At 67.9% G+C, this 19,786-nt stretch carries 16 protein-coding genes; 8 read left to right on the top strand and 8 right to left on the bottom strand.

The genetic code is table 11. The annotated features are described in order from the left end of the window. Nucleotides 1–190 precede the first annotated feature (190 nt). On the top strand, nt 191–1,111 hold the full coding sequence (locus BM43_RS33760) for an AraC family transcriptional regulator (RefSeq protein WP_036051475.1): 921 nt from the start codon (nt 191–193) through the stop codon (nt 1,109–1,111). Nucleotides 1,112–1,124: 13 nt separating this feature from the next. Here BM43_RS33760 and BM43_RS33755 read toward each other — a convergent pair whose 3' ends face one another. Further along, nucleotides 1,125–2,087 carry an aromatic alcohol reductase gene (locus BM43_RS33755; protein WP_036051477.1) on the bottom strand — a complete coding sequence of 321 codons (963 nt, stop codon included), beginning with the start codon at nt 2,085–2,087 and terminating at the stop codon, nt 1,125–1,127. Nucleotides 2,088–2,268: 181 nt separating this feature from the next. Between BM43_RS33755 and BM43_RS33750 the strand changes: the two genes are divergently transcribed. Next, the gene (locus BM43_RS33750; protein ID WP_036051479.1) at nt 2,269–3,168 is read left to right on the top strand and encodes a LysR family transcriptional regulator; all 900 of its coding nucleotides are present in this window, start codon (nt 2,269–2,271) and stop codon (nt 3,166–3,168) included. Between the two features lie 50 nt (nt 3,169–3,218). Here BM43_RS33750 and BM43_RS33745 read toward each other — a convergent pair whose 3' ends face one another. Then, on the bottom strand, nt 3,219–4,412 hold the full coding sequence (locus tag BM43_RS33745) for a M20 aminoacylase family protein (protein ID WP_036051481.1): 1,194 nt from the start codon (nt 4,410–4,412) through the stop codon (nt 3,219–3,221). Between the two features lie 132 nt (nt 4,413–4,544). On the opposite strand from BM43_RS33745, the gene BM43_RS33740 reads away from it, so the two are divergent. The 3 genes from BM43_RS33740 (at nt 4,545) to BM43_RS33730 (ending at nt 7,301) form a co-directional block, all read left to right on the top strand. After that, the gene (locus BM43_RS33740) at nt 4,545–5,459 is read left to right on the top strand and encodes a LysR family transcriptional regulator (RefSeq protein ID WP_036051483.1); all 915 of its coding nucleotides are present in this window, start codon (nt 4,545–4,547) and stop codon (nt 5,457–5,459) included. Between the two features lie 101 nt (nt 5,460–5,560). Then, nucleotides 5,561–6,160: a TetR/AcrR family transcriptional regulator gene (locus BM43_RS33735; RefSeq protein WP_036051485.1), complete on the top strand. Its 600-nt coding sequence runs from the start codon at nt 5,561–5,563 to the stop codon at nt 6,158–6,160. Between the two features lie 157 nt (nt 6,161–6,317). Beyond that, nucleotides 6,318–7,301 carry a hypothetical protein gene (locus BM43_RS33730; RefSeq protein ID WP_052409266.1) on the top strand — a complete coding sequence of 328 codons (984 nt, stop codon included), beginning with the start codon at nt 6,318–6,320 and terminating at the stop codon, nt 7,299–7,301. A 54-nt stretch (nt 7,302–7,355) separates the two neighbouring features. Here BM43_RS33730 and BM43_RS33725 read toward each other — a convergent pair whose 3' ends face one another. The 6 genes from BM43_RS33725 to BM43_RS33700 form a co-directional block, all read right to left on the bottom strand. Continuing rightward, nucleotides 7,356–9,173: an RICIN domain-containing protein gene (locus BM43_RS33725; protein WP_036051487.1), complete on the bottom strand. Its 1,818-nt coding sequence runs from the start codon at nt 9,171–9,173 to the stop codon at nt 7,356–7,358. 66 nt (nt 9,174–9,239) lie between these two features. Beyond that, nucleotides 9,240–11,234, bottom strand: a complete 1,995-nt coding sequence (locus BM43_RS33720) for a beta-galactosidase (RefSeq protein ID WP_230676277.1) — start codon at nt 11,232–11,234, stop codon at nt 9,240–9,242. 136 nt (nt 11,235–11,370) lie between these two features. Further along, entirely contained in the window at nt 11,371–12,522 is a 1,152-nt protein-coding gene (locus BM43_RS33715; protein ID WP_042286201.1) for a lactonase family protein, read from the bottom strand. Beyond that, complete coding sequence (locus BM43_RS33710) at nt 12,519–13,364, bottom strand: carbohydrate ABC transporter permease (RefSeq protein ID WP_036051489.1); 846 nt, start codon at nt 13,362–13,364, stop codon at nt 12,519–12,521. Before BM43_RS33710 ends, BM43_RS33715 begins: the two co-directional genes overlap by 4 nt. Next, nucleotides 13,361–14,233: a carbohydrate ABC transporter permease gene (locus BM43_RS33705; protein ID WP_036053433.1), complete on the bottom strand. Its 873-nt coding sequence runs from the start codon at nt 14,231–14,233 to the stop codon at nt 13,361–13,363. The genes BM43_RS33710 and BM43_RS33705 overlap by 4 nt, the downstream gene beginning before the upstream one ends. A 79-nt stretch (nt 14,234–14,312) precedes the next feature. Next, nucleotides 14,313–15,548 carry an ABC transporter substrate-binding protein gene (locus BM43_RS33700; protein ID WP_042286203.1) on the bottom strand — a complete coding sequence of 412 codons (1,236 nt, stop codon included), beginning with the start codon at nt 15,546–15,548 and terminating at the stop codon, nt 14,313–14,315. Between the two features lie 265 nt (nt 15,549–15,813). Here BM43_RS33700 and BM43_RS33695 point away from each other — a divergent pair, with 265 nt between their 5' ends. The 3 genes from BM43_RS33695 to BM43_RS33685 all read left to right on the top strand — a co-directional run bounded on the left by BM43_RS33695 (nt 15,814) and on the right by BM43_RS33685 (nt 19,738). Then, nucleotides 15,814–16,569 carry an SDR family oxidoreductase gene (locus BM43_RS33695; RefSeq protein WP_036051490.1) on the top strand — a complete coding sequence of 252 codons (756 nt, stop codon included), beginning with the start codon at nt 15,814–15,816 and terminating at the stop codon, nt 16,567–16,569. Nucleotides 16,570–16,604: 35 nt separating this feature from the next. Beyond that, complete coding sequence (locus tag BM43_RS33690; RefSeq protein WP_036051491.1) at nt 16,605–17,681, top strand: ABC transporter ATP-binding protein; 1,077 nt, start codon at nt 16,605–16,607, stop codon at nt 17,679–17,681. Nucleotides 17,682–17,881: 200 nt separating this feature from the next. Continuing rightward, nucleotides 17,882–19,738 (top strand): alpha-galactosidase, encoded by a 1,857-nt coding sequence (locus BM43_RS33685; protein ID WP_036051493.1) that lies wholly within the window; start codon nt 17,882–17,884, stop codon nt 19,736–19,738. Nucleotides 19,739–19,786: the final 48 nt, after the last annotated feature.

The following is a 19,786-nucleotide window of genomic DNA, read 5'->3' as shown; positions in this document are numbered from 1 at the left end:
GGCCGGCGGCCGATGCGTTTTTGCCATGCTTGAAGCGTGATTTGCCCGATGGTATAAACCCGGTCCATGGCCATTGCGATTCGCCGTGGCTCGCCGAGCCCGTTCGAATCGCGCTTTCAATATCTTGTCGATTCGCGTCACACGCCCCGGGCGGCGCGCATGGCGTGTTTTTCGTGCGAGGAATCACCCGATGTCACTTGCCCCCGATGCGATATCCGCCGACGGCGCCGCCTCCGCGCCACGTGATACGCTCGGCTGCCTGTCGAGCAAGCTGCGCAAGAACCGGCAATGGCTCGGCGAGGCCATCGAGATCCATCACAAATGCATGGACGAAACGCAACTCCACCGAGTCGCGATGCCGGCTTGCGAGCGCGGTTTCCTGTTGGGCATTTCGTTGAAACCGGGCCATCGGCGCAGGATTTTTCGCGGTGCGCGAGTGGAGGATCGGCGCTTCGAACAGCACTCGATTTATCTACGCGATTTTTCGGACGATTATCTGGCCGATCTTCATGGCCAATTCGATTTTCTGCTGGTCGAGGTATCGCCGCGCTACCTCGCCCGCCTGGCCGAGGAGCACGAGGCACCGGCCATCGACGGCCTGAGCTGCGCCGCCAGGCAGCAGGACCCGGTGCTCAGCCATCTCGGCGCCGCCTTCGCGGCCAGCCTGGACACGCCGAACGGCCCCGACGCGCTGTTCGCCGAGCAGTTGAGCCTGGCGATCGGCATGCACCTGGCGCGCCAGTACGGCAGCCTGCGCAAGCGCGGCGAACCCGCCAAGGGGCGGCTCAGCGCCCGCCAGGAAACGCTGGCCAAGGAACTGCTCCTGCTGCGCGCGCACGCGGGCTCGTCGATCGCCGATATCGCGCGCGAATGCAATCTGTCGCGCAGCTATTTCATCCGCGCGTTCGCCCGCACCACCGGCCGCACGCCGCATCAATGGCTGCTCGAACAGCGCACCGCGCAGGCGCGCGGCATGATCGAGGGCACCCGCATGACGCTGGCCGAGATCGCGCTGGCGTGCGGCTTCGCCGACCAGAGCCACCTGAGCCGCGTGTTCGCAAAGACGCTCGGCATGACGCCCGGCGCATGGCGGCGCGGCGCCGACAACTGAGCGCGCTGCGCTGTCAGCCGGCCATCTCGGCGGGGCTCGGCAGCCGCGCTTTCATCCAGGCCTCCAGCCCCGTCACCGCGATGCCCCGCTCCGCGTTGAAGGTTTGCCGCTGGTCCCAGGCCACGCCGCGCCCCTGCGCGAATACCACGCGGTACTTGCGCAGCGCGTCGTCGGGCGCCTCGGCCAGTTGCCGCTGCAGCTCGGGCACGCTCCAGGTCTCGCGCCTGACGCGCCGGCCGCTCCAGCGTTCGAGCGCATCGGCCAGCTCGCGGTAGGTGACGGTGTCGCCCGCCACGCGGACCACCTGGTTGGCGATGCGTGGCTCGGCGAACAGCACCTCGGCCGTCAGCGCGCCGATGTCGTCGGCCGTGGTGAGGGTCACGGCGGTGTCCTCGCTGCCCAGCGCATGCACGGCGTGCGTCGCCAGGTCGACCACGCCGAACGCGGGCTCGAACAGGAAGCTCGTGAACATCCCCGTCGAGACGATCACCCATTCGGTGGCTCGTTGCGCGCGCAACATCTCGCGTACGTCCAGTTGTTCGTCGAACAGGTCCTGGGCGCTGCCGCGGCCGATCACGTCGTAGTCGACGCCGAACTGCCAGGGGAAATAGCGCTGCACGCCGGCATCGAGCGCGGCGCCGGCCAGCTTGCGCTGCACGCCCGGCCCGCCGACGAAGCCGGTGCACGAGAGCACCGTGTGGTAAGGCCGGAACAGCGCCGCGAGCTGCTCGCGTGACTGACTGGCCAGGTCGCCCGTCACGATCGCGATGCCGAGCGCGCGCAGTTCGGCCAGGTCGCGCTGTTTGGCGGGATCGGTCGAGGCCAGGGTGGCCGCGCGCAGCAGCACGCTCAGGCGCGTGCCACCGCCGGTCGCCGCTGCCCGCCGTGCCAGCGCGCGCAGCATGGCCATGCCGAGTTCGCCCGCGCCCAGGACCAGGATCGTTTCGTCATGCTGGATATTGCCGGTGTTCGCCATCTTCGTTCTCCATTCGCAAAGCCCGTATCGGGACAGGAGCGAAGCTTAGCGGCGGGCGGCCCGGCCATTGTTCGGCCGGCTTGAACACAGAACGCGTGGGCGAGCAACCGCGGGGCGGCGCGATTCGCGTAGCGGCCATCTTCGGCTAGAGTGGCGGAACCTCCCCGTCTGCCCGGCTCCCATGGACAAACTTCACGCGATGACGACCTTCGTGCGCGTCGTCGAGGCGCGCAGCTTCAGCAAGGCCGCCGAAACGCTGTCGCTGCCGCGCTCCTCGGTCACCACCACGGTCAAGCAGCTCGAGGCCTACCTCGGCACGCCGCTGCTCAGGCGCAGCACCCGCAGCCTGAGCCTGACCGAGACCGGAGAACGTTATCTAGCCTCGTGCCGCGCGATCCTCGGCGAGATCGCCAGCGCCGAGCGCGCCCTGCTGAGCGAGGCGCACGCGCCGCGCGGGCGCGTGCGCGTCGACCTGCCCGGCGTGATCGGCCGTGCCTGCGTGCTGCCGCGGCTCGCGGAGTTCGAGGCGCGCTACCCCGAGATCGAGTTGGTGCTGGGCCTGAGCGACCGGCCGGCCGACCTGATCCACGAGGGCATCGACTGCGTGATCCGCACCGGCGAACTGGCCGATTCCTCGCTGGTGGCGCGCCGGCTCGGCGAGCTGGCGTGGATCACCTGTGCCTCGCCGCGCTACCTGGAGCGCCACGGCGAGCCGGCTTCGATCGATGCGCTGGGCGAGCACCGCATCGTCAACTACCTGTCGAACGCGACCGGGCGGCCGCTCGACTGGCGTTTCCGGGTGGACGGCGAGGCGCGCGCGATAACGCTGCCGAGCCGCTATGCCGTCAACGAAACCGAAGCGTATCTGCAATGCGCGCTGGAGGGATTGGGCCTGATCCAGATCTCGGCCTTCGCGGCCGCCGCCTACCTGCGCAGCGGGCGGCTCAGGGAAGTGCTGGCCGACCTGCGCTGCGCGAGCGTGCCGGTCTCGATCGTCTATCCGCAGGCGCGCGTGAACGCGGCGGTGCGCACCTTCATCGACTGGGTGTCGTCAGCCGTGACGGCCGACCTGGCGGCCTAGCCGCCGGCGCGTTCCTCCTGGCCGCCACCGGGCCTGCCGAGACGCGCGGCTCAGGCGCGCGCGGGGTCGAGATAGCGCTCGACCAGCCGCGACCAGTACGCGGCGCCCACCACCAGGTTGTCGTCGTTGAAATCGTAGGTCGGGCTGTGCAGCACACGGCCGCCCGTCGCGGCGCCGTTGCCGATGCGCAGGAAGCAGCCGGGCCGGGCCTGCAACAGGTAGGCGAAATCCTCGCTGCCCATCAGCGGCTCCATGTTGGCCTCGACGTTCGCCTCGCCCACCACCTCCCTCGCCACCTCGATCGCGAAGGCGGTCTCGGCCGCGTGGTTGTGGACCACCGGGTAGCCCTCGACATAGTCGATCTTCGCCTCCACCTCGAAGCTGGCCGCCTGCATCGAAACCAGGGTCTCGATGCGTCGGCGCAGCAGCGCGCGCGTGTCGGCATCGAAGGAGCGCACGCTCAGGCTCATCTGCACGCGATGCGGGATCACGTTCGGCGCGTGGCCGCCATTGAGCATGCCCACCGTGACCACCGCCGCGCGCGAGGGATCGACGTTGCGCGCCACCACCGTCTGCAAGGCGGTGACGATGGCGGCGGCGGCCACCACCGGATCGTGCGTCTGGTGCGGGCGCGCGGCGTGGCCGCCCTTGCCCTCGATGGTGATGAAGACGCGATCGCCGGCCGCCATGAAGTCGCCGGCGCGGAACATCAGCCGGCCTTGCGGCTGGCCCGGGTGATTGTGCATGCCGAACACCGCATCGCAAGGGAAGCGCTCGAACAGCCCCGCCTCGATCATGCGCTTCGCGCCGCTGTCGTAGCCGCGTTCCTCGGCCGGCTGGAAGATCAGGTTCAGCGTGCCGTCGAAGCGGCGCGTTCGCGCCAGGTGCCGGGCCGCGCCCATCAGCATGGCGGTATGGCCGTCGTGGCCGCAGGCGTGCATGCGCCCCGGCACGCAACTCGCGTGCGCGAAGCCGTTTTCCTCGGTGATCGGCAAGGCGTCGAGGTCGGCGCGCAGGCCGATCGAGCGCGTGCCGCCGCCCGCGCGCAACACCCCCACCACGCCGGTGCCGGCGATCCCGGTATGCACCTCGTAGCCGTAGTCGCGCAGGCGCGCGGCCACCTCGCGCGCCGTTTCCTCCTCGGCGAAGGCCAGCTCGGGCTGGCGGTGCAGCGCGTGGCGCAGGTAGCGCATGTCCTCGTCGAGCGGTTCGAGTTCGGTCAGGCTGGAGAACAGTCGGTTCATGAGCGGCCTCTTGCGGGCGGAAAATGATGGCCTTGTCGGCGGTACGAGCCGCGATTATGCGCGCGGCCTCGCCTTGAAGGCGGTGCCGTCACATGCGAGTATGTTGCTTTTCCTGCAACAGACGGAACCGCCTTGCTCGACGACGATCCGCTCATCAGCGAACGCACCCTTGCCTATCTCGAGGCCGTCGCCACCCACGGCAGCATGCGCGGCGCGGCCGATTCGCTCGACGTCAACGTCTCCACGGTCAGCCGCCAGATCGCGCTGCTGCAGCGCCAACTGCGCCTGCCGCTGGTATCGCGCAAGGGCCGCTCGGTGGCGCTGACCGAGGTCGGCCTGGCGATGGTCGACTACCATCGCGAGCGCGAACGCAATGCGCGGCGCTTCCGGCAACAGTTGCAGGACTATCGCGCGCTGCGACGCGGGCGCTTGACGATCGGCATCGCCGAGGGCTTCGTGGCCGAATTCGTCGGCGGCGTGCTCAAGCCCTTCAGCCAGCGCTTTCCCGACATCACGCTGGAATTGCGCAGCGCGCCGCTCTCGGAGTTGATCCGCCTGGTGCGCGAGGACCAGGTCGACATCTGCCTCGCGGTCGGCCTGCAGCGCGATCCGGCCTTGCAGATGCGGCGCATCCAGAGCGATCCGCTGTGCGCGATCGTGCCGCGCGGGCATCGCCTGGCGCGGCGCAACACGATCGCGATCGGCGATCTGGCGGACCAGGACCTGGTGTTCCTGGAGCCGCAGTTCGCGGTGCAACAGCATCTCGACGCGATGCTCGATGCCGAGCGGCTGGTGCTGACGCCCAGGTTCCGCTGCGATCGTTTCTCCACCACCCTGCTGCTGGCCGCCGAGGGGCTCGGCATCGCCTTCATGACGCGGCGCGCCGCCAGTCGCGAGATCGCGCGCGGCGAAGTGCGCGCGATTCCGCTCAACCACCCGATCGCGCGCGGCTTCGACCGCTACGTGATCACGCGCGCGGGCCGGCGGCTGCCGCCCGCCGGCAATCATCTGTGGAAGGAGATCGTGCGCGTGCTGTCGGCGGCCTGAGCGGCGCGCGGCGATCGTCATCGTTTCGCTATATGATGGAACGATCGATCCATCTAGTGGATGCGCCACGCGACGCCTTCCCCATCACGAAAGAGAAACTCATGAGCGGCAAGCCCCAATACGACGAGGCCGTGGTCATCGACGCGGCGATCCAGGTGTTCTGGCGCCATGGTTACGCGGCGGCCTCGATCAGCGACCTGACCGAGGCGACGGGCCTGTCGCGCTCGAGTCTCTACCAGCGCTTTCGCGACAAGGACGGCCTGTTCCAGGTCGCGCTGGCCACCTACACCGAGCGTGTGCTGCGCCGCATGAATTCGGCCGAGGGAAGCACGGCGCGCGAGAAGCTGCAGGCGCTGCTGCGCGGCATGCTGCCGGTGGCATCCCCGCAGCGCCCGCCAGGCTGCCTGCTGACGCGCAGCTGCGCCGAGCGCGTGGACCTGCCGCCGGCCGGGCAGGAAGCCGCGCTCGACGGTGTGAGGCGGCAACGCGAGGTGCTGGTGGACTGGCTGAACGAGGCGGTGACCGGCGGCGAACTGCCGGCCGAGGCGGACGTGGAGGCACTGGCCTGGCATTTCCTCGGCGTGTGCCAGGCGGTGCTGGGCCTGCCCCAGGCGGGGGCCGGGCGCGAGGTGCTGGAGCGGATGATCGAGGTGGCGATGGGGGTCTGGCCGGTGGCGGCCCGGCATGGCGGCCACGCCTGATATGCCCCGCAATGATCGAATTATCAAAGGCTCGATAATAAATTAATGAATTGATGTCGATTTTTACGAAGAATTACATTCACGATATCCCGTGATAGATTGCGTTCGCCAATTCCATTGGCGAAGTCTTCGCAATTATCAATTCGGAGAATTTATTGTGAATATTTCCAGGCTCACACTGGCAACCCTGGGTTTTCTCTCGCTTTCCCAGGCGCAGGCAATTGTCATCAGCGACGACGTATTTACCGCGAACGGCGGCAACCTGAAGGACATTCCGGGCACCATCGCCACGGCGCTGGAACCCCAGCGCGTACAGAGCTATGCGCCGCAGTTCCTTTCCGCCGGGCACCTGGACACGCCCGGGGGCGCCTGCACGGCCACCTGGCTCGGCGATTCCGCGGACGGCAAGTCGGTATTCCTGCTCACGGCCGCACATTGCACCGAGGGTACCCAGCAAACGGGCAAGGGCAATTTCAAGTTCACCGACTGGAAAGAGCGAACCATCGCTTCGGGTCAAGGCTCATATACCACCGGGCCATATCGTTTTTCCAATACGCCGGGTTTCGGCGGCGCTTCCACCGACATTGCATTGATTCAATTGCCCAAGATCGCGGATATTCTCGATCAAAACGGCAGCAAGGTGGCACGCCCGGTTCTTTACGACCTGTCGGATAACGAAGGCGAATTGAACAAGGAAGTCTGGTTTGCCGGTTATGGCTCCTGGGGAACCGGCACCGGCGGCTCGAACGGCGGTTATTTCCCGAAGTCGGGCCCGCGCCGCGCCGCGGGGGCGGCGACGATTTCGTCGATCTTCGAAAACGATCACGGGATCGGCGCAGCGTTCAAGACATCGGTCGGCCGGGATCCGTCCAAGGGCATCGACGCCTGGACCCGGACCGCGTCGGGCGACAGCGGATCGGCGTGGTGGCAATTGCATAGCGGTATCTGGACCATCATCGCCGACACCAACGGCGGCAGCGATAGCCTGTCCACCGGCGCGCGGACCTCGCAGTATGTCGACTTCATCAAGTCGGTTTACCCGCAAGCGCTGTTTCTCTCGCAAGTCCTGAGCGAACGCCGTTCGACCGCCGCGTCGAGCCTGGTCTCGCCGTTCTCTCGGTCGTCCGCGGCCGGCAGGTAACGGCGGCAGCGATCGGGCCTGCGCCGGGAAGTATGGCGCAGGCCAATCGCAAGCCTAGCGCGCAACCAGCCGCAAGGCCTGTCCCGCCTGCGGCCAGACCGGGATCGATGCGCCGGCGGCGGCATCCCAGCTGCGGATCGGCACCGTGGTCACGCCGGCCAGGTCCGATGTCAGCGCCGTGCCCGACACGTTCAGCGCCAGGCCGCTGTAGCGATTGACGATGCGATAGCCGCCCGAGCCGCCGCTGCCGATCTTCTGGAAGTACCACTGCTGCTGCGCGCCGCCCGCCGAGGACGACCAGACCGGTGCCGCGCCCCAGGCTCTTCCCGCATTGCCGCTCCCCACCCCGAGATAGCGGCCGCCCAGTTGCAGTGTGAAGAAACCGTCGCCGAGCGCGCCCAAGGTCCAGGCGCCCGAGGCCGCGGCGGGCAGATTGGTGCCGCCGTTGCCGGGATGCACGACGTAGGCCTGCACCGGGGCCGACTTGACGGTGACGCGCATGCCGCCCGCATCGGCGTAAGCGAGCGACGCCGCATCGCGGCTCGCATCAGGCGTGATCGTCACGTCGGCATATTCCGCGCCGTAGGTCTGGCATTTTCCGTACACGCAATACGTGCGGAAGCGATTGCCCAGCGTGTCGGAGGCGGTCTTCGAGACGCTGTCGGTGAACCAGCGATACCAGGAGGCGGTCTGGTACGGCACGCTGCCGGCGAAGCGCCACTGCTGCGTCGCCAGGTCGTCGGAGACGTAGAACTTCAGGGTCGACGCGGGGCCGTTGTAGTCGAAATCGCGCGTGCCGGGCTTCGTGATCGCGCGATCCTCGGCCACGGCGACGTACTTCTGCAGATACAGGTTCCATGCCACATTCATGACGCGCATCGTGCCGTTCGTGTAGCCGGCGGACAGCAGGTCGCCCGCCCCTTGCGCCGGCGGCACGAAGCGCTCGCTGCCGGTCCCGTCGGCGGCCGGCCCACCTTGCGCGCCGAGATCGCTGGTCGGTCCCGCGATGTTCGATTCGAGCGAACTGGACACCGGCGCCGTCGCGCAGGGCGTGGCGGCGGCCGTGGCGGCATCGCAGGTCCAGTTCGTGCCGGGCACCTGCTGCCACTTTCCGGCGTAGAACTTCTGCCACGACGCGGGCTTCATCTTGTCCTTGATCGGCGCGCGCGCCGCGTGTGCCCACATGTAGTTGTCGAAGCCGCCAGGATTGCCGTTCTGCCCCTGGATGCGACTCGTATAGAAGATGTAGAAATAGCCGCCCACGTTGTCCACGTAGAGGCGCGGATCGCCGTCGCCGTAGTAGTAATACGGCGTCTTCGGATCGCCGCGCCCGTAGGGCGAGCTCAGGATCGGATCCTGGAGCGTCCAGTTCGCGCCCTGGTCGGTGGAAATCGCGTACGAGATGGCGTCGACGCGTGGATCGTTGCCGAACAGTTCGTTATGGACCACACCGTACCAATTGCCCGAATCGGGATCCACCCACACGCCGACCAGGTCGCAATAGTCGGCCTGCGTATACCCGGTGCGCGATGTAACGGGCTGCCCGAACAGCGCGATCGCGACCGGGTTCCGGTCGTTGCAGAGCACGCGCGTGTCGTACTGCGAATGAGCCTTCGCCTCGCTCAGATTGTCGACATCGGCGCCGCTGTAGAACTTCCAGTAATGGTTGTCGGGATTGTCGTCGTATTGCGAGAGCGCGTTCTGCGCATAGAAGCTGCCGTCGCGATCGATGAACAGCGAGTTCGGACTATCCGATACCGGACTCGCGGCCACCGACGGGCCTACGCTGAAACTCGCCGTCTGGGCGCTCGCGGCCATGCACAACAGGCTGGTGCCGGCGATCGTCGCGAGCCGGCCTTGCATCGATTTCATGATTGATTTCCCTCCCGGGTGGAAACGGATCGAACCAGCGCCGGCCGCGGCCGGCAGCCGGGGTGCTCAGGCCAGCGTGGCGGCAAACGCGATCGGCTGGCTGTCGGTCTGGTGCAGGTCGAACACCAGCACCTCGTTGCTGCCCTGGCGCAGCCAGGGCGCCGGGCAATAGAGCCGGTGCTGCGGCCCGATCGCCCAGTAGCGCCCCAGATGGCGGCCGTTGACCCAGACATGGCCCTTGGTCCAGCGGCTCATGTCGAGATAGGTATCGGCGCTCGCGTCGAGCTGGAACGTCGTCCTGAAGAACAGGCCACCGCGGCGCGGGTCGCTGACGACGGGCCGCAAGCCGGCCAGGAACCCGGCGTCGAGCGGCAGCAGGCGAACCTCCCAGCCCAGCAGTTCCTGGCTGCCGCCGCCGGATTGCAGCGAGACCGACTCGAGGATGCCCTTGCGATCGACCATCGCATGGCCGTAGTTCACCCTGCCCATGCCCTCGACCAGCAGGTCGAGGACCGGCGCCGGCGAGTTCGCCGGGCCGGCCGGCAGGCTCAGCGGCTGGTGATGCGTGAGATTGAAGCTGCGCGCGTAGTCGGCCGGCAGCGCCGCGCGGGAGATGCCGCCGGCATACTGCCCGCCGATGAAGACCGTCGCGTAGTCGTGCACCTCGCTGACCGTCAGCACGCCGCCGGCGTAGGCCGGCAAGGTCTTGCGGTATAGCGCCAGGCCGAATGCCTGGCCGTACATCTCGAAGGGCTGGGGCCGCTCGGTCGAGGCCGCCGGCACGGCGGCCGGCAGGTTGTCCCACAAGGAGGCGAACGGCGCGGGCGTGATCGTGTCGGTGCGCGCCAGGGTCGGCACCGGATCGGGCACGGCGGGCAGCGGCGCGCGAAGATAGCCGCCGATCAGCTTGCGGTAGCGCGTGTAGTGCTCGGTGGCCACGCCCTGCTCGCTGATCGGCGCGGCGTAGTCGTAGCTGGTGATGTCCGGCTGATACTCGCCGCTGCCCGTATCGGTGTTCGCCCCGGAGAAGAAACCGAAGCTGGTGCCGCCGTGGATCACGTACAGGTTGAAGGACAGCTTCCGGCTCATCAGGGCGTCCAGTGTGGCCGAGATGTCGGTGGCGGTGCCCTGCAGCACCGGATCGCCCCAGTGCGTGAGCCAGCCGGGGTATACCTCGCCCGCCATCGCCGGCACGTCGGGATAACGCGCGCGCGCCGCGGCGATGCCGTCGGCGGTGCCGTCGCTGAGCGCGATCGCGCCGCCCTTCACGTTGGACTGGTTCTGCTCGAGTTGCGTCAGGCCATCCTCGGTATAGAACGGCCCGTTGATCCCGCCCTGCACCCAGAGCTGGCGAACCTCCTCCATGTAGGCCGGGTCGTTCGCGTAGGAGCCGAACTCGTTCTCGATCTGGATCATCAGGATCGGGCCGCCGCTGGACACCAGCAGCGGCGCGATCATCGGCACCAGGCGCGCGATGTAGCGCGAGACGGCCGCCATGTAGCGCGCGTCGGTGGCCGAATCGACCCGTAGCTGGATATCGGAGTAGCGCAGCAGGTAGGACGGCAGGCCGCCGAGGTCCCACTCGCCGCAGACATAGGGCCCCGGGCGCAGCAGCACCCACATGTCCTCGTCCTGGCAGAGCCGGATGAAGGCGACGATATCGCGGTTGTCGGTCTGGAAGTCGAATACCCCGGGTTCCGACTCGTGGTAGTTCCACATGATGTAGAGCGCGATGGTGTTCATCCCCATCGCCTTGGCCATGCGGATGCGATGACGCCAGTATTCGACCGGGATGCGCGCGGGATGCATCTCGCCGCTGCGGATCTGGAATGCCTGCTTGTCCAGCAGGAATTGCGCACCGTCGCTGCTGAACGAGAAGGTGTGCCGTGCGCGCACGCTCGGCCGCGGCTCGATCGCGGCGGCCGATGATGACGCGCTTCCCGTCGATCCGGCCGATAGCGGCGTCGCGCCGCCGTCGTTTCCATCATCGCCGCCACCGCATGCGGCCAGCACCGGCATCAAGCTCGTCAATGCCAGGAAGTTCCTTCGACTCGTAGCCATACCTGCCCTCGTGATATCGGCGGCGATGTGGTTGCCGCCAGTCTTGTTATTCAAGGCCGTGACGCGATCGGCCGGGATCCAGCCCATCCGATTCGTTATTTTTTATTAGCAAACCTAAATGAAAAGGCGAAAAAATCTACTCGGACGACACGAACGCGAAACCCGCCGGCCTGCCGATCGTGACCTTGCCGGGTTTGGGGTCGAGCCGCCCCGATTCCTGGTCGCGGCGAAAGACGCGCAGCGCGTCGCTTCCCTGGTTGCCGACGATCAGCCAGCCGCCGCCCGGATCGATCGCGAACTCCCGGGGCGTCCTGCCGAGGCAGGATTGGCGCCCTGCCTCCTTCAGCATTCCGCTGGCAGGATCGACCGCGTAGACGAGGATCTGGTCGGCATCGCCGCGGTTGCTGGCATACAGGAAGCGCCGGTCCGGCGAGAAGTGCAGCGCCGAGCCGGCCACGCTGCCGCCGAAGCCGGGCTCCGTCATCGGCACATGCTGGGCCAGGCTCAGCAGGCCATCGTGATGGCGATAGACATCGATGCTCGCGTCCAGCTCGTTCATCACGTACGCAAAACGCCCATCCGGGCCGAAGCGCAGATGACGCGGCCCGGAACCGGGCCGGACCTGCAGCCAGACGGGATCGACCAGTTGCGCGGGCTTGTCCGGCGCCTCGCTCTGGAAGCGCCAGCGAAGGATCCGGTCGGCGCCGAGATCGAGCGCGAACAGATGACGGCCGTCCGGCGCGAACACCACCGAATGCGCGTGCGCGCTGTCCTGCCGCCCGCTTACCGGGCCGCTGCCCTTGAGGCGAACGCTCGCCGCGCCGGCACCGAACCGGCCGTCGGCGGCGACCGGCAGGACCGTCACGCTGCCGCCCGGATCGGCGGCGACCGAGTAATTCGCGAGCGCCAGGTGGCGACCATCCGGCGACAGGCTCAGGTGGCACGGATCCTGGCCATGCGAGGACACGCGATCGAGCAGCGTGAGCGTGCCGCTCGTGGCGTCGAACGCGTAGGCGCTGACCATCCCCGTCACGGTGGCGATGCCGGGCGCGGCGCCGCCGCCCGGCAGTTCGTTGACCGCATAGACATGGCGGCCGTCGCGGCTCGCAACCAGGTAGGACGGATTCGCCGCGGGGATCGCGAAGACGCGCTCGAGCGCGCCCGATGCCGTATCGAACCGGTAGACGTGGATCCCGTCGTCGCCACCCTCGGCATAGCTGCCGACCAGCAGCATCGGCCTGGCGCCGGGCTTCGGGGCGCGCCGGCGGCCTTCCGCCGGGCCCGTCATTTCACGGCCCCCATCGCCAGGCCCTTGACCATGAAGCGCTGCAGCCAGGCGAACACGATCGACACCGGCAGCGTGGCGCACAACGTCGCCGCCATCACCAGTTGCCACTCGACCACGTACTTGCCGGCCACCATGTCGGTCACCTGCACGGTCAGCGTCTTGTTCTCAGGCGAGCGGATCAGCGTGTAGACCACGGCGAACTCGTTCCAGGCATTGATGAAGGTGAAGATCGCGGCCACCACCATCGCCGGCACGGTCAGGGGAAGGAACACCTTGAGCACCGCCGCGCCGCGCCCGCAACCCTCCAGCCAGGCCGATTCCTCGAGATCGCGCGGCACCGTCTCGAAGTACGAGGACAGCATCCAGACCGCGAAGGCGATGTTGAACGCCGCGTACGAGACGATCACGCCGATCTTCGAGTCGACCAGATTGCCGTCGCCGTAGGGAATCATCGCGGCGAGCCGGAACAGCCCGACCACCAGCAGGATCGGCGAGAGCATCTGGGTGAGCAGCAGGAACTGCCGATAGGCGCCGCGCCCGCGAAACGGCAGGCGCGCCAGCGCGTAGGCGGCGGGCAGGCTGACCGCGAGCGCCAGCGCGGTGGACAGGAAGCTGATCACCAGGCTGTTGCGCAGCGCCGCGCCGAAGTTGGCGGCCTGCCACATGTCGACGAAATTCTGCCAGCGCCAGTGGTTCGGCATCCAGCGCGCCGGGTAGACGAACACCTCGTCGGCCGGCTTGAGCGCGGTAAACAGCATCACCGCGAACGGGAACAGGATCACGATCACCAGCGGCGACAGGACCAGCCAGCACCACAGCGTGCGCTTGCCCTTGGCGTTCATGCGACCTCCTCGTGCTTCGGCTGGATGCGCAGGTAGATCATCGAGAACAGCAGCAGGATCGCCAGCATGATCAGCGACACCGCCGCCGCCTGCCCCGGGTGGCCGAGGCGGAAGCCCAGCTCGTAGAGGTAGGTGACCAGGATATGGGTGCTCTCGTCGGGGCCGCCCTGCGTCATCACCCAGATGATCGGGAAGGAATTGAACACGTAGATCACGTTCAGCAGGATCGCCATGTTGATGAACGGCCGCAGCAGCGGCAGCGTCAGGCGCCGGAAACGCTGCCAGGCGCCGGCGCCGTCGATCTGCGCGGCCTCGTAGATGTCGGCCGGGATCGAGGACAACCCGCCGAGCAGGATCGTCACCGTAAACGGGATCGAGACCAGGATGCCGACCAGGATTTCCGCGGTGAAGGCCAGCCCGGGCGTGGCGAGCCAGTGCAGCGGCGCGCCGATCAGGTGCAGGCGCTGCAACGTGACGTTGACCATGCCGTAGTCGTCGTTGAAGGCCCAGCGCCAGACCACCGCGGTCATGGTCAGCGAGACCGACCACGGCAGCATCACGATGGTGCGCGCCAGGCCGCGCCCATGGAAATCCTGGTTCAGCACCAGCGCCACCGGCACCGAGATCAGCACGGTCCCGCCGACCACGCAGGCGGTCCAGTACACGGTGCGCCACAGCGAGCCGATGAAGACCGGATCGGCGAACACGGCGCGGAAATTGTCGAGCCCGCTGAAGCCGCGAACCGTGCCGAAGCGCGAGACCTCATGCAGCGACTGGTAGACGATGTTGAAGACCGGATAGGAGATGATCAGCAGCGCCAGCAACAGGCTCGGCACGATCAGCAGCCAGGGCAGCGTGGAGCGCGGCATGGCCCTGCCGCCCCGGCGCTTCACCGGCGCGCGGCGCGTGAGCACCGCCTCGCCCGAAGCCAGCCCCGCGGCGCGCGCATCAGTGTCCGAGCGCATGGTTCGCCTCGCTGGCCGCTGCGTTCAGCGCGGCGGCCGGTTGCGCGCGTCCCAGGTAGATCGCCTGCACCGCGTTCGTGACCGCCCGGGCGGTGTCTTCCCAGCCGGAAATGGTGGGCGCGAAGTGCGCGCTCGGCAGCAGCGCGACGAAGGCCCGGGTATCCGCATCGCCCAGCGCGGGGTCGGCCGCCTCGGCCTTGGTGGTGGGCAGGAAACCCTCGGTGCGCGTGAACTCCACGCGCGGGCCCTTGGTGAACAGGTAGTCGAGGAACTTCCACGCGCTCTTCTTCACCTTCGAATTGCGGAACATCACGATCGAGTCCGTCACCGCATAGGTCGCGTGCACGGTGCCGACAGGGATCCCGGTGATGCCGTACTTCAGGTTCGGCACCTCCTTGTTCAGTTGCCTGGCGAGAAACGGCGCCGAGATCACCATCGCGACGCGCCCCTGCTTGAACAGGTTCTGCACGTCCTCGCGGTTGTAGCCGGTCACGCCCGGCTCGGTCAGGCCGGCATCGATCATCGAGCGGTAGAGCTGGGCGGCCTTGATGCCGGCGGGACCGTTGAAGGCCGCCTTGCCGTCCTTGCCGACCACCTCGCCGCCGTACGACCAGAGCGCGTAATAGAAATACACGTCGGTCTCGATCTCCTTGCCCTGCAGGCCGAAGCCCGCGATGCCCTGGGCCTTCAGCTTCCTCGCGGCGGCCACCACGTCGTCCCAACTGGCCGGTCCGTTCGGATAACCGACTTTCGCGAGCAGGGTCTTGTTGTAGTACAGCGCGCGTGCCGATCCCGCGATCGGCAGCCCGTACAGCTTGCCGCCCACCTCGCCGGGCGCGAGCAGCGAGCCGATGAAGCGGTCGCGAAACGCCGCGTTCATGTAGCCGTCGAGCGGCTCGGTCAGCTCGTCGCGCACGAAGTCCGGCAGCCAGCGCGTGCCGACGATCGCCAGGTCGGCATTGGCGCCACCGGAAATATCGGTCTGCATCTTCTGCTGCAGGGTGTCCCAGTTGACGTCCTCGATCTTGATGGTGGTGCCCGGGTTGGCCTGCTCGAAGCCGCGCGCCATCTTCTCGAAGTACGGCGCGGTGGCGTCGCTGTAGTGCGCGACCGTGACTCGCACGGTGTCGGCCCGCACCGCCTGGCTCGCCAGGCAGACGGCCAGCGCGCCGGCGGCGAACCCGCAGAGTCTCGTGATGGTCGACCGGGAAAATCGCATGGGGCACCCCTCGTCATGATGTGATGGACGGCTCTCGATGTCCGTCCTTGTAAAAATCCTACAGAGCAAAAATAAAAATGTCACGAGCCCGTTGAGATTTTTTTCCCAGCGTTTTCCGCTTATATTCTGCTCATCCAGGCAAACCTGGGGCAATCCATAAGCAACGGCGCCGATGCTCGTGTATATAATTTTCACGAACTGCGAAGCATCGGGACGAGATCGGGGCGCACCGCCCATGCATTCCAAACCTCGGAGAAACAATCCCATGAATCATGTCGTTCTGGTCACCGGCGCCTGCGGCGGAATCGGTCGCGTGCTGTGTCGCCGCTTCGTCGAGCAAGGCGATACCGTGCTCGCGCTCGATCGCGATGGCGCCGCGCTGGCCGCCCTCCCCGGCGTGCGCCCGGTGGTCGCCGATCTCACCGACGGCGAAGCCGTGCGTGCCGCCGTCGACGCGGCGGTGCGCGAGGCGGGCCCGGTCGGGATCCTGGTCGCCAACGCGGGAGCGGCCGTCGCCGGCTCGCTCGCCAGCACGCGCGATGCCGACTGGCGCCGCGATATCGACCTCAACCTGAACGGCACCTACTACTCGGTGGAAGCCGTGCGCGCCTCGATGATCGAGCGCCGGCGCGGCAACATCGTGGTGATCGGCTCCGTGAACGGCGCCACCAGCCTCGGGCACCCCGCCTACAGCGCGGCGAAGGCCGGGCTCGTCAGCTATACCCGGGCGCTCGCGACCGAGTTCGGCCAGTTCGGCATCCGCGCCAATATCGTCTGCCCGGGCACCGTCAAGACGCAGGCCTGGGAGGCGCGCATCGCCAAGGATCCGGCCGTGCTCGAGAAGCTGCGCAAGTGGTATCCGCTGGGCGACTTCCCGAACCCGGACGACGTCGCCGATGCCGTGCTGTTCCTCGCCTCGGAGCAGGCGAGGATGATCACCGGCGTGATGCTGCCGGTCGACGGCGGCCTGCTCGCCGGCAACCGGCTGATGGCGGCCGAACTCACGCTCGAATCGTTCTGACACCCCACCCGGGCCAGGGCTCGAAAGGAAAAGACATGGCGGAAGTCCAGTTGCAAGGCCTCTCCAAGCGCTACGGCGCGGCGCAGGTGGTGCACGGCATCGACCTGCATATCGACGACGGCGAATTCGTGGTCCTGGTCGGGCCGTCCGGCTGCGGCAAGAGCACCCTGATGCGGATGATCGCCGGCCTCGAGGACATCAGCGACGGCGAGCTGCGGATCGGCGGCACGCGCGCCAACGAGTTGTCGCCGCAGCGGCGCAACGTGTCGATGGTGTTCCAGAGCTACGCGCTGTATCCCCACCTGAGCGTGCACGAGAACATCGCGTTCGGCCCGAGGATCCGCAAGGAAGCCCGGCAGGACTACGAACCGAGGATCCGAGCGGCGGCCAGGATGCTGAACCTGTCCGACTATCTCGATCGCCTGCCGCGCGCGCTGTCGGGCGGGCAACGGCAGCGCGTCGCGATGGGGCGCGCGATCGTGCGCGAACCCGCGCTGTTCCTGTTCGACGAGCCGCTGTCGAATCTCGACGCCAAGCTGCGCGTGCAGATGCGCACCGAGATCAAGGCGCTGCACCAGCGGCTGCGCAACACGGTGGTCTATGTCACGCACGACCAGGTCGAGGCGATGACCATGGCCGACCGCATCGTGGTGATGAATGCCGGACGCATCGAGCAGATCGGCGCGCCGCTGGCGCTCTACGATCGCCCCGCCAACCGCTTCGTCGCCGGCTTCCTCGGTTCGCCGGCGATGAATTTCGTGGACGGCACGGTCGAGGCTGCGCGGGATCTCCCCACGCTGCGGCTCGCCGACGGCACGCGCGTGCCGCTGCCCGCCGATCTGCCGGGCGCGCTCGCGGGCAGGCGCGTCACGCTCGGCGTGCGCCCGGAGGAGATCGCCTGGTCGAACGGCGAGCGCGCGCTGCGCCTGTCGGTCGACGTGGTGGAGCCGACCGGGGCGGAAACCCATGTGTACGGCAAGCTGGCCGATGCGACCTGGTGCCTGACCACCCGCGACCGGACGATCGACAGGCCCGGCATCGAGCTGGGCCTGTCGTTGCCGCCCGAGCACATGCACCTGTTCGACGCGGACAGCGGGCGGCGCCTCAACTGACGGGTTCGGGCCGCCGATTTCCAGGCGGCGGCCCGACCCGGAGCATGGATCCCGCTTCGGCATTGATTGATTAGGAATCCACATCCATCCCGGGGGAAGCCGCAATTCGGCAACAGCTTGCCCCTTCGTTCCGCTGTGCAACCGGAGCGCGTGACGGCCAATCCTGGCGCCGGCCTCGCTCCGTTCCCGAGGAGAATCGCATGCGTACCCGCTTCCCGCGCCTCGCATCGAGCGCGCTGCTCGCCCTGCCGCTCTGCCTGAACCTGCCGGCCCATGCCGATACCGTGGCCGCCAATACCAGCACGCCGCTGGCGGCGACCCCGCCGATGGGCTTCAACAACTGGGCCCGCTTCCAGTGCACGGCCCAGGCACCCATCGACGGCAGCGCGCGCGCCAATTATTCGTTCCAGCATTTCATGCTCGACCAGGCCGAGGCGATGCGCGCGACGGGGCTGGTCGCGTCGGGCTATACCCTGCTGTGGGTCGACGACTGCTGGATGTCGCGCAGCGGCAGCGGGCAGATCCAGGGCGCCGCGCGCTGGGGCGGCTCCCAGCAGCCCGGCTTCGATTCCGACCTGGGCGCCTACGCGAGCGCGGTCCATGCCAAGGGCATGCTGGCCGCCCTGTACAACACCTCCGGCGCGAAGACCTGCCAGGGCGTGGCGGCCGGCGAACAGGGCCATCAGCTGCAGGACGCGCAGACCTACGTGGCCTGGGGCGTGGATGCCCTAAAGCTCGACAATTGCGGCGCGGTCGACAATGCCACGCCGCAGCAGCTCTTCAAGCAGATGGCCGATGCGCTGGGCCAGGCCAGCGCCGGTTCGGCGCGCAAGATCCTGTTCAACGAATCCGCGCCGGCCGGCTACGGGCCCACCGGGTCCGCCAAGTACGCCACGCTGGACTGGGTGCGGCCGCTCGGCCAGATGTGGCGCACCGGCCCGGACATCCGGACCACTTCGACGACCGCGAGCGGCCAGGCGGCCAGCGATCCATGGGACTACTACAACGCCAATGCCTACCAGGAAGGCGTCTATCAGAGCTACAACGAGACGATCGCGCTGTCGCGCTACGTGTCGCCGGGCAACTGGAACGATCCCGACCAGCTCCTGATCGGCGACAACGGGCTCACGCCGGCCGAGGAGCGCAGCCAGATGGCGCTCTGGTCGGCGATGGCCGCGCCGCTCATCCTCAGCACCGACGTTCGCAAGTTCGCGGCCAATCCGGCCGATCCCCGCTGGCAGCAGTCGCTCGCCACGCTGAACAACGCCGACGTCGTCGCGGTCGACCAGGACCGGCTCGGCATCGGTGGGTACCGCGTCTCGCGCGACGATCCCTCGAGCAGCGCCGGCATCGAGGTGGTAGCGAAACCGCTCGCCGACCATGCGCTGGCCGTGGTGGTGCTCAACAAGGGCGCCGCGTCGGCCAGCCCGACGCTGTCGTTCGCGAACCTGGGCTACCGCAACGGCGCGGACGGCACGCCCTGCACGCTGGTGGTGCGCGATCTGTGGGCGCATTCTGGCTCGCAGCTCGCCGCGCAGGTGCCCCTGACGATCGGCGCCCATGACAACGCGATGCTGAAACTGAGCGGCACATGCGGCGGCTGGGCGCCGACCGGCGAGATCGAGACGGTCGGCGACTGGGGCGCGACGCCGTTGTGCATCGCCGCCGGCAGCGCGGCGCCCGGCGCGGCGCTTGCCCTCGCCAACTGCGACGCGGGACCGAAGCAGCGCTGGAGCCGCAAGGCCGATCGCACCGTGGAGCTGGCGGGCACCGGTCTGTGCCTGAGCTCGACGGCGCCCGGCGCCACGCTCGGCGCCGCCGCCGGCCAGTGGGCCACGCTCGCCAGTTGCAATGCGCAGGACACGAAGCAGCAATTCAGCTACCGGCGCAATGGCCAGCTCGCGGCGGCCGCCGACGGGACCTGCCTCGACATCTATCGCGGCGTGGTGGACGGCACGCTCGGCAAACCCGGCACGCCGCTCGACCTGTATGCCTGCACCGCCAACCAGGTCAACCAGGTCTGGGCCGCGCCGCATGCCGATGTCCTGAACGACTAGCCCGGCAGCCCAGCCATGGTTTCGACCCGCTACCGGCCCGGCGGCCTG

The organism is Burkholderia gladioli, assembly GCF_000959725.1.
GTDB classification, from domain to species: Bacteria; Pseudomonadota; Gammaproteobacteria; order Burkholderiales; family Burkholderiaceae; genus Burkholderia; species Burkholderia gladioli.
The sequence above is the reverse complement of the archived record's forward strand: the minus strand, read 5'-3'. Positions and strand labels throughout refer to the sequence as shown.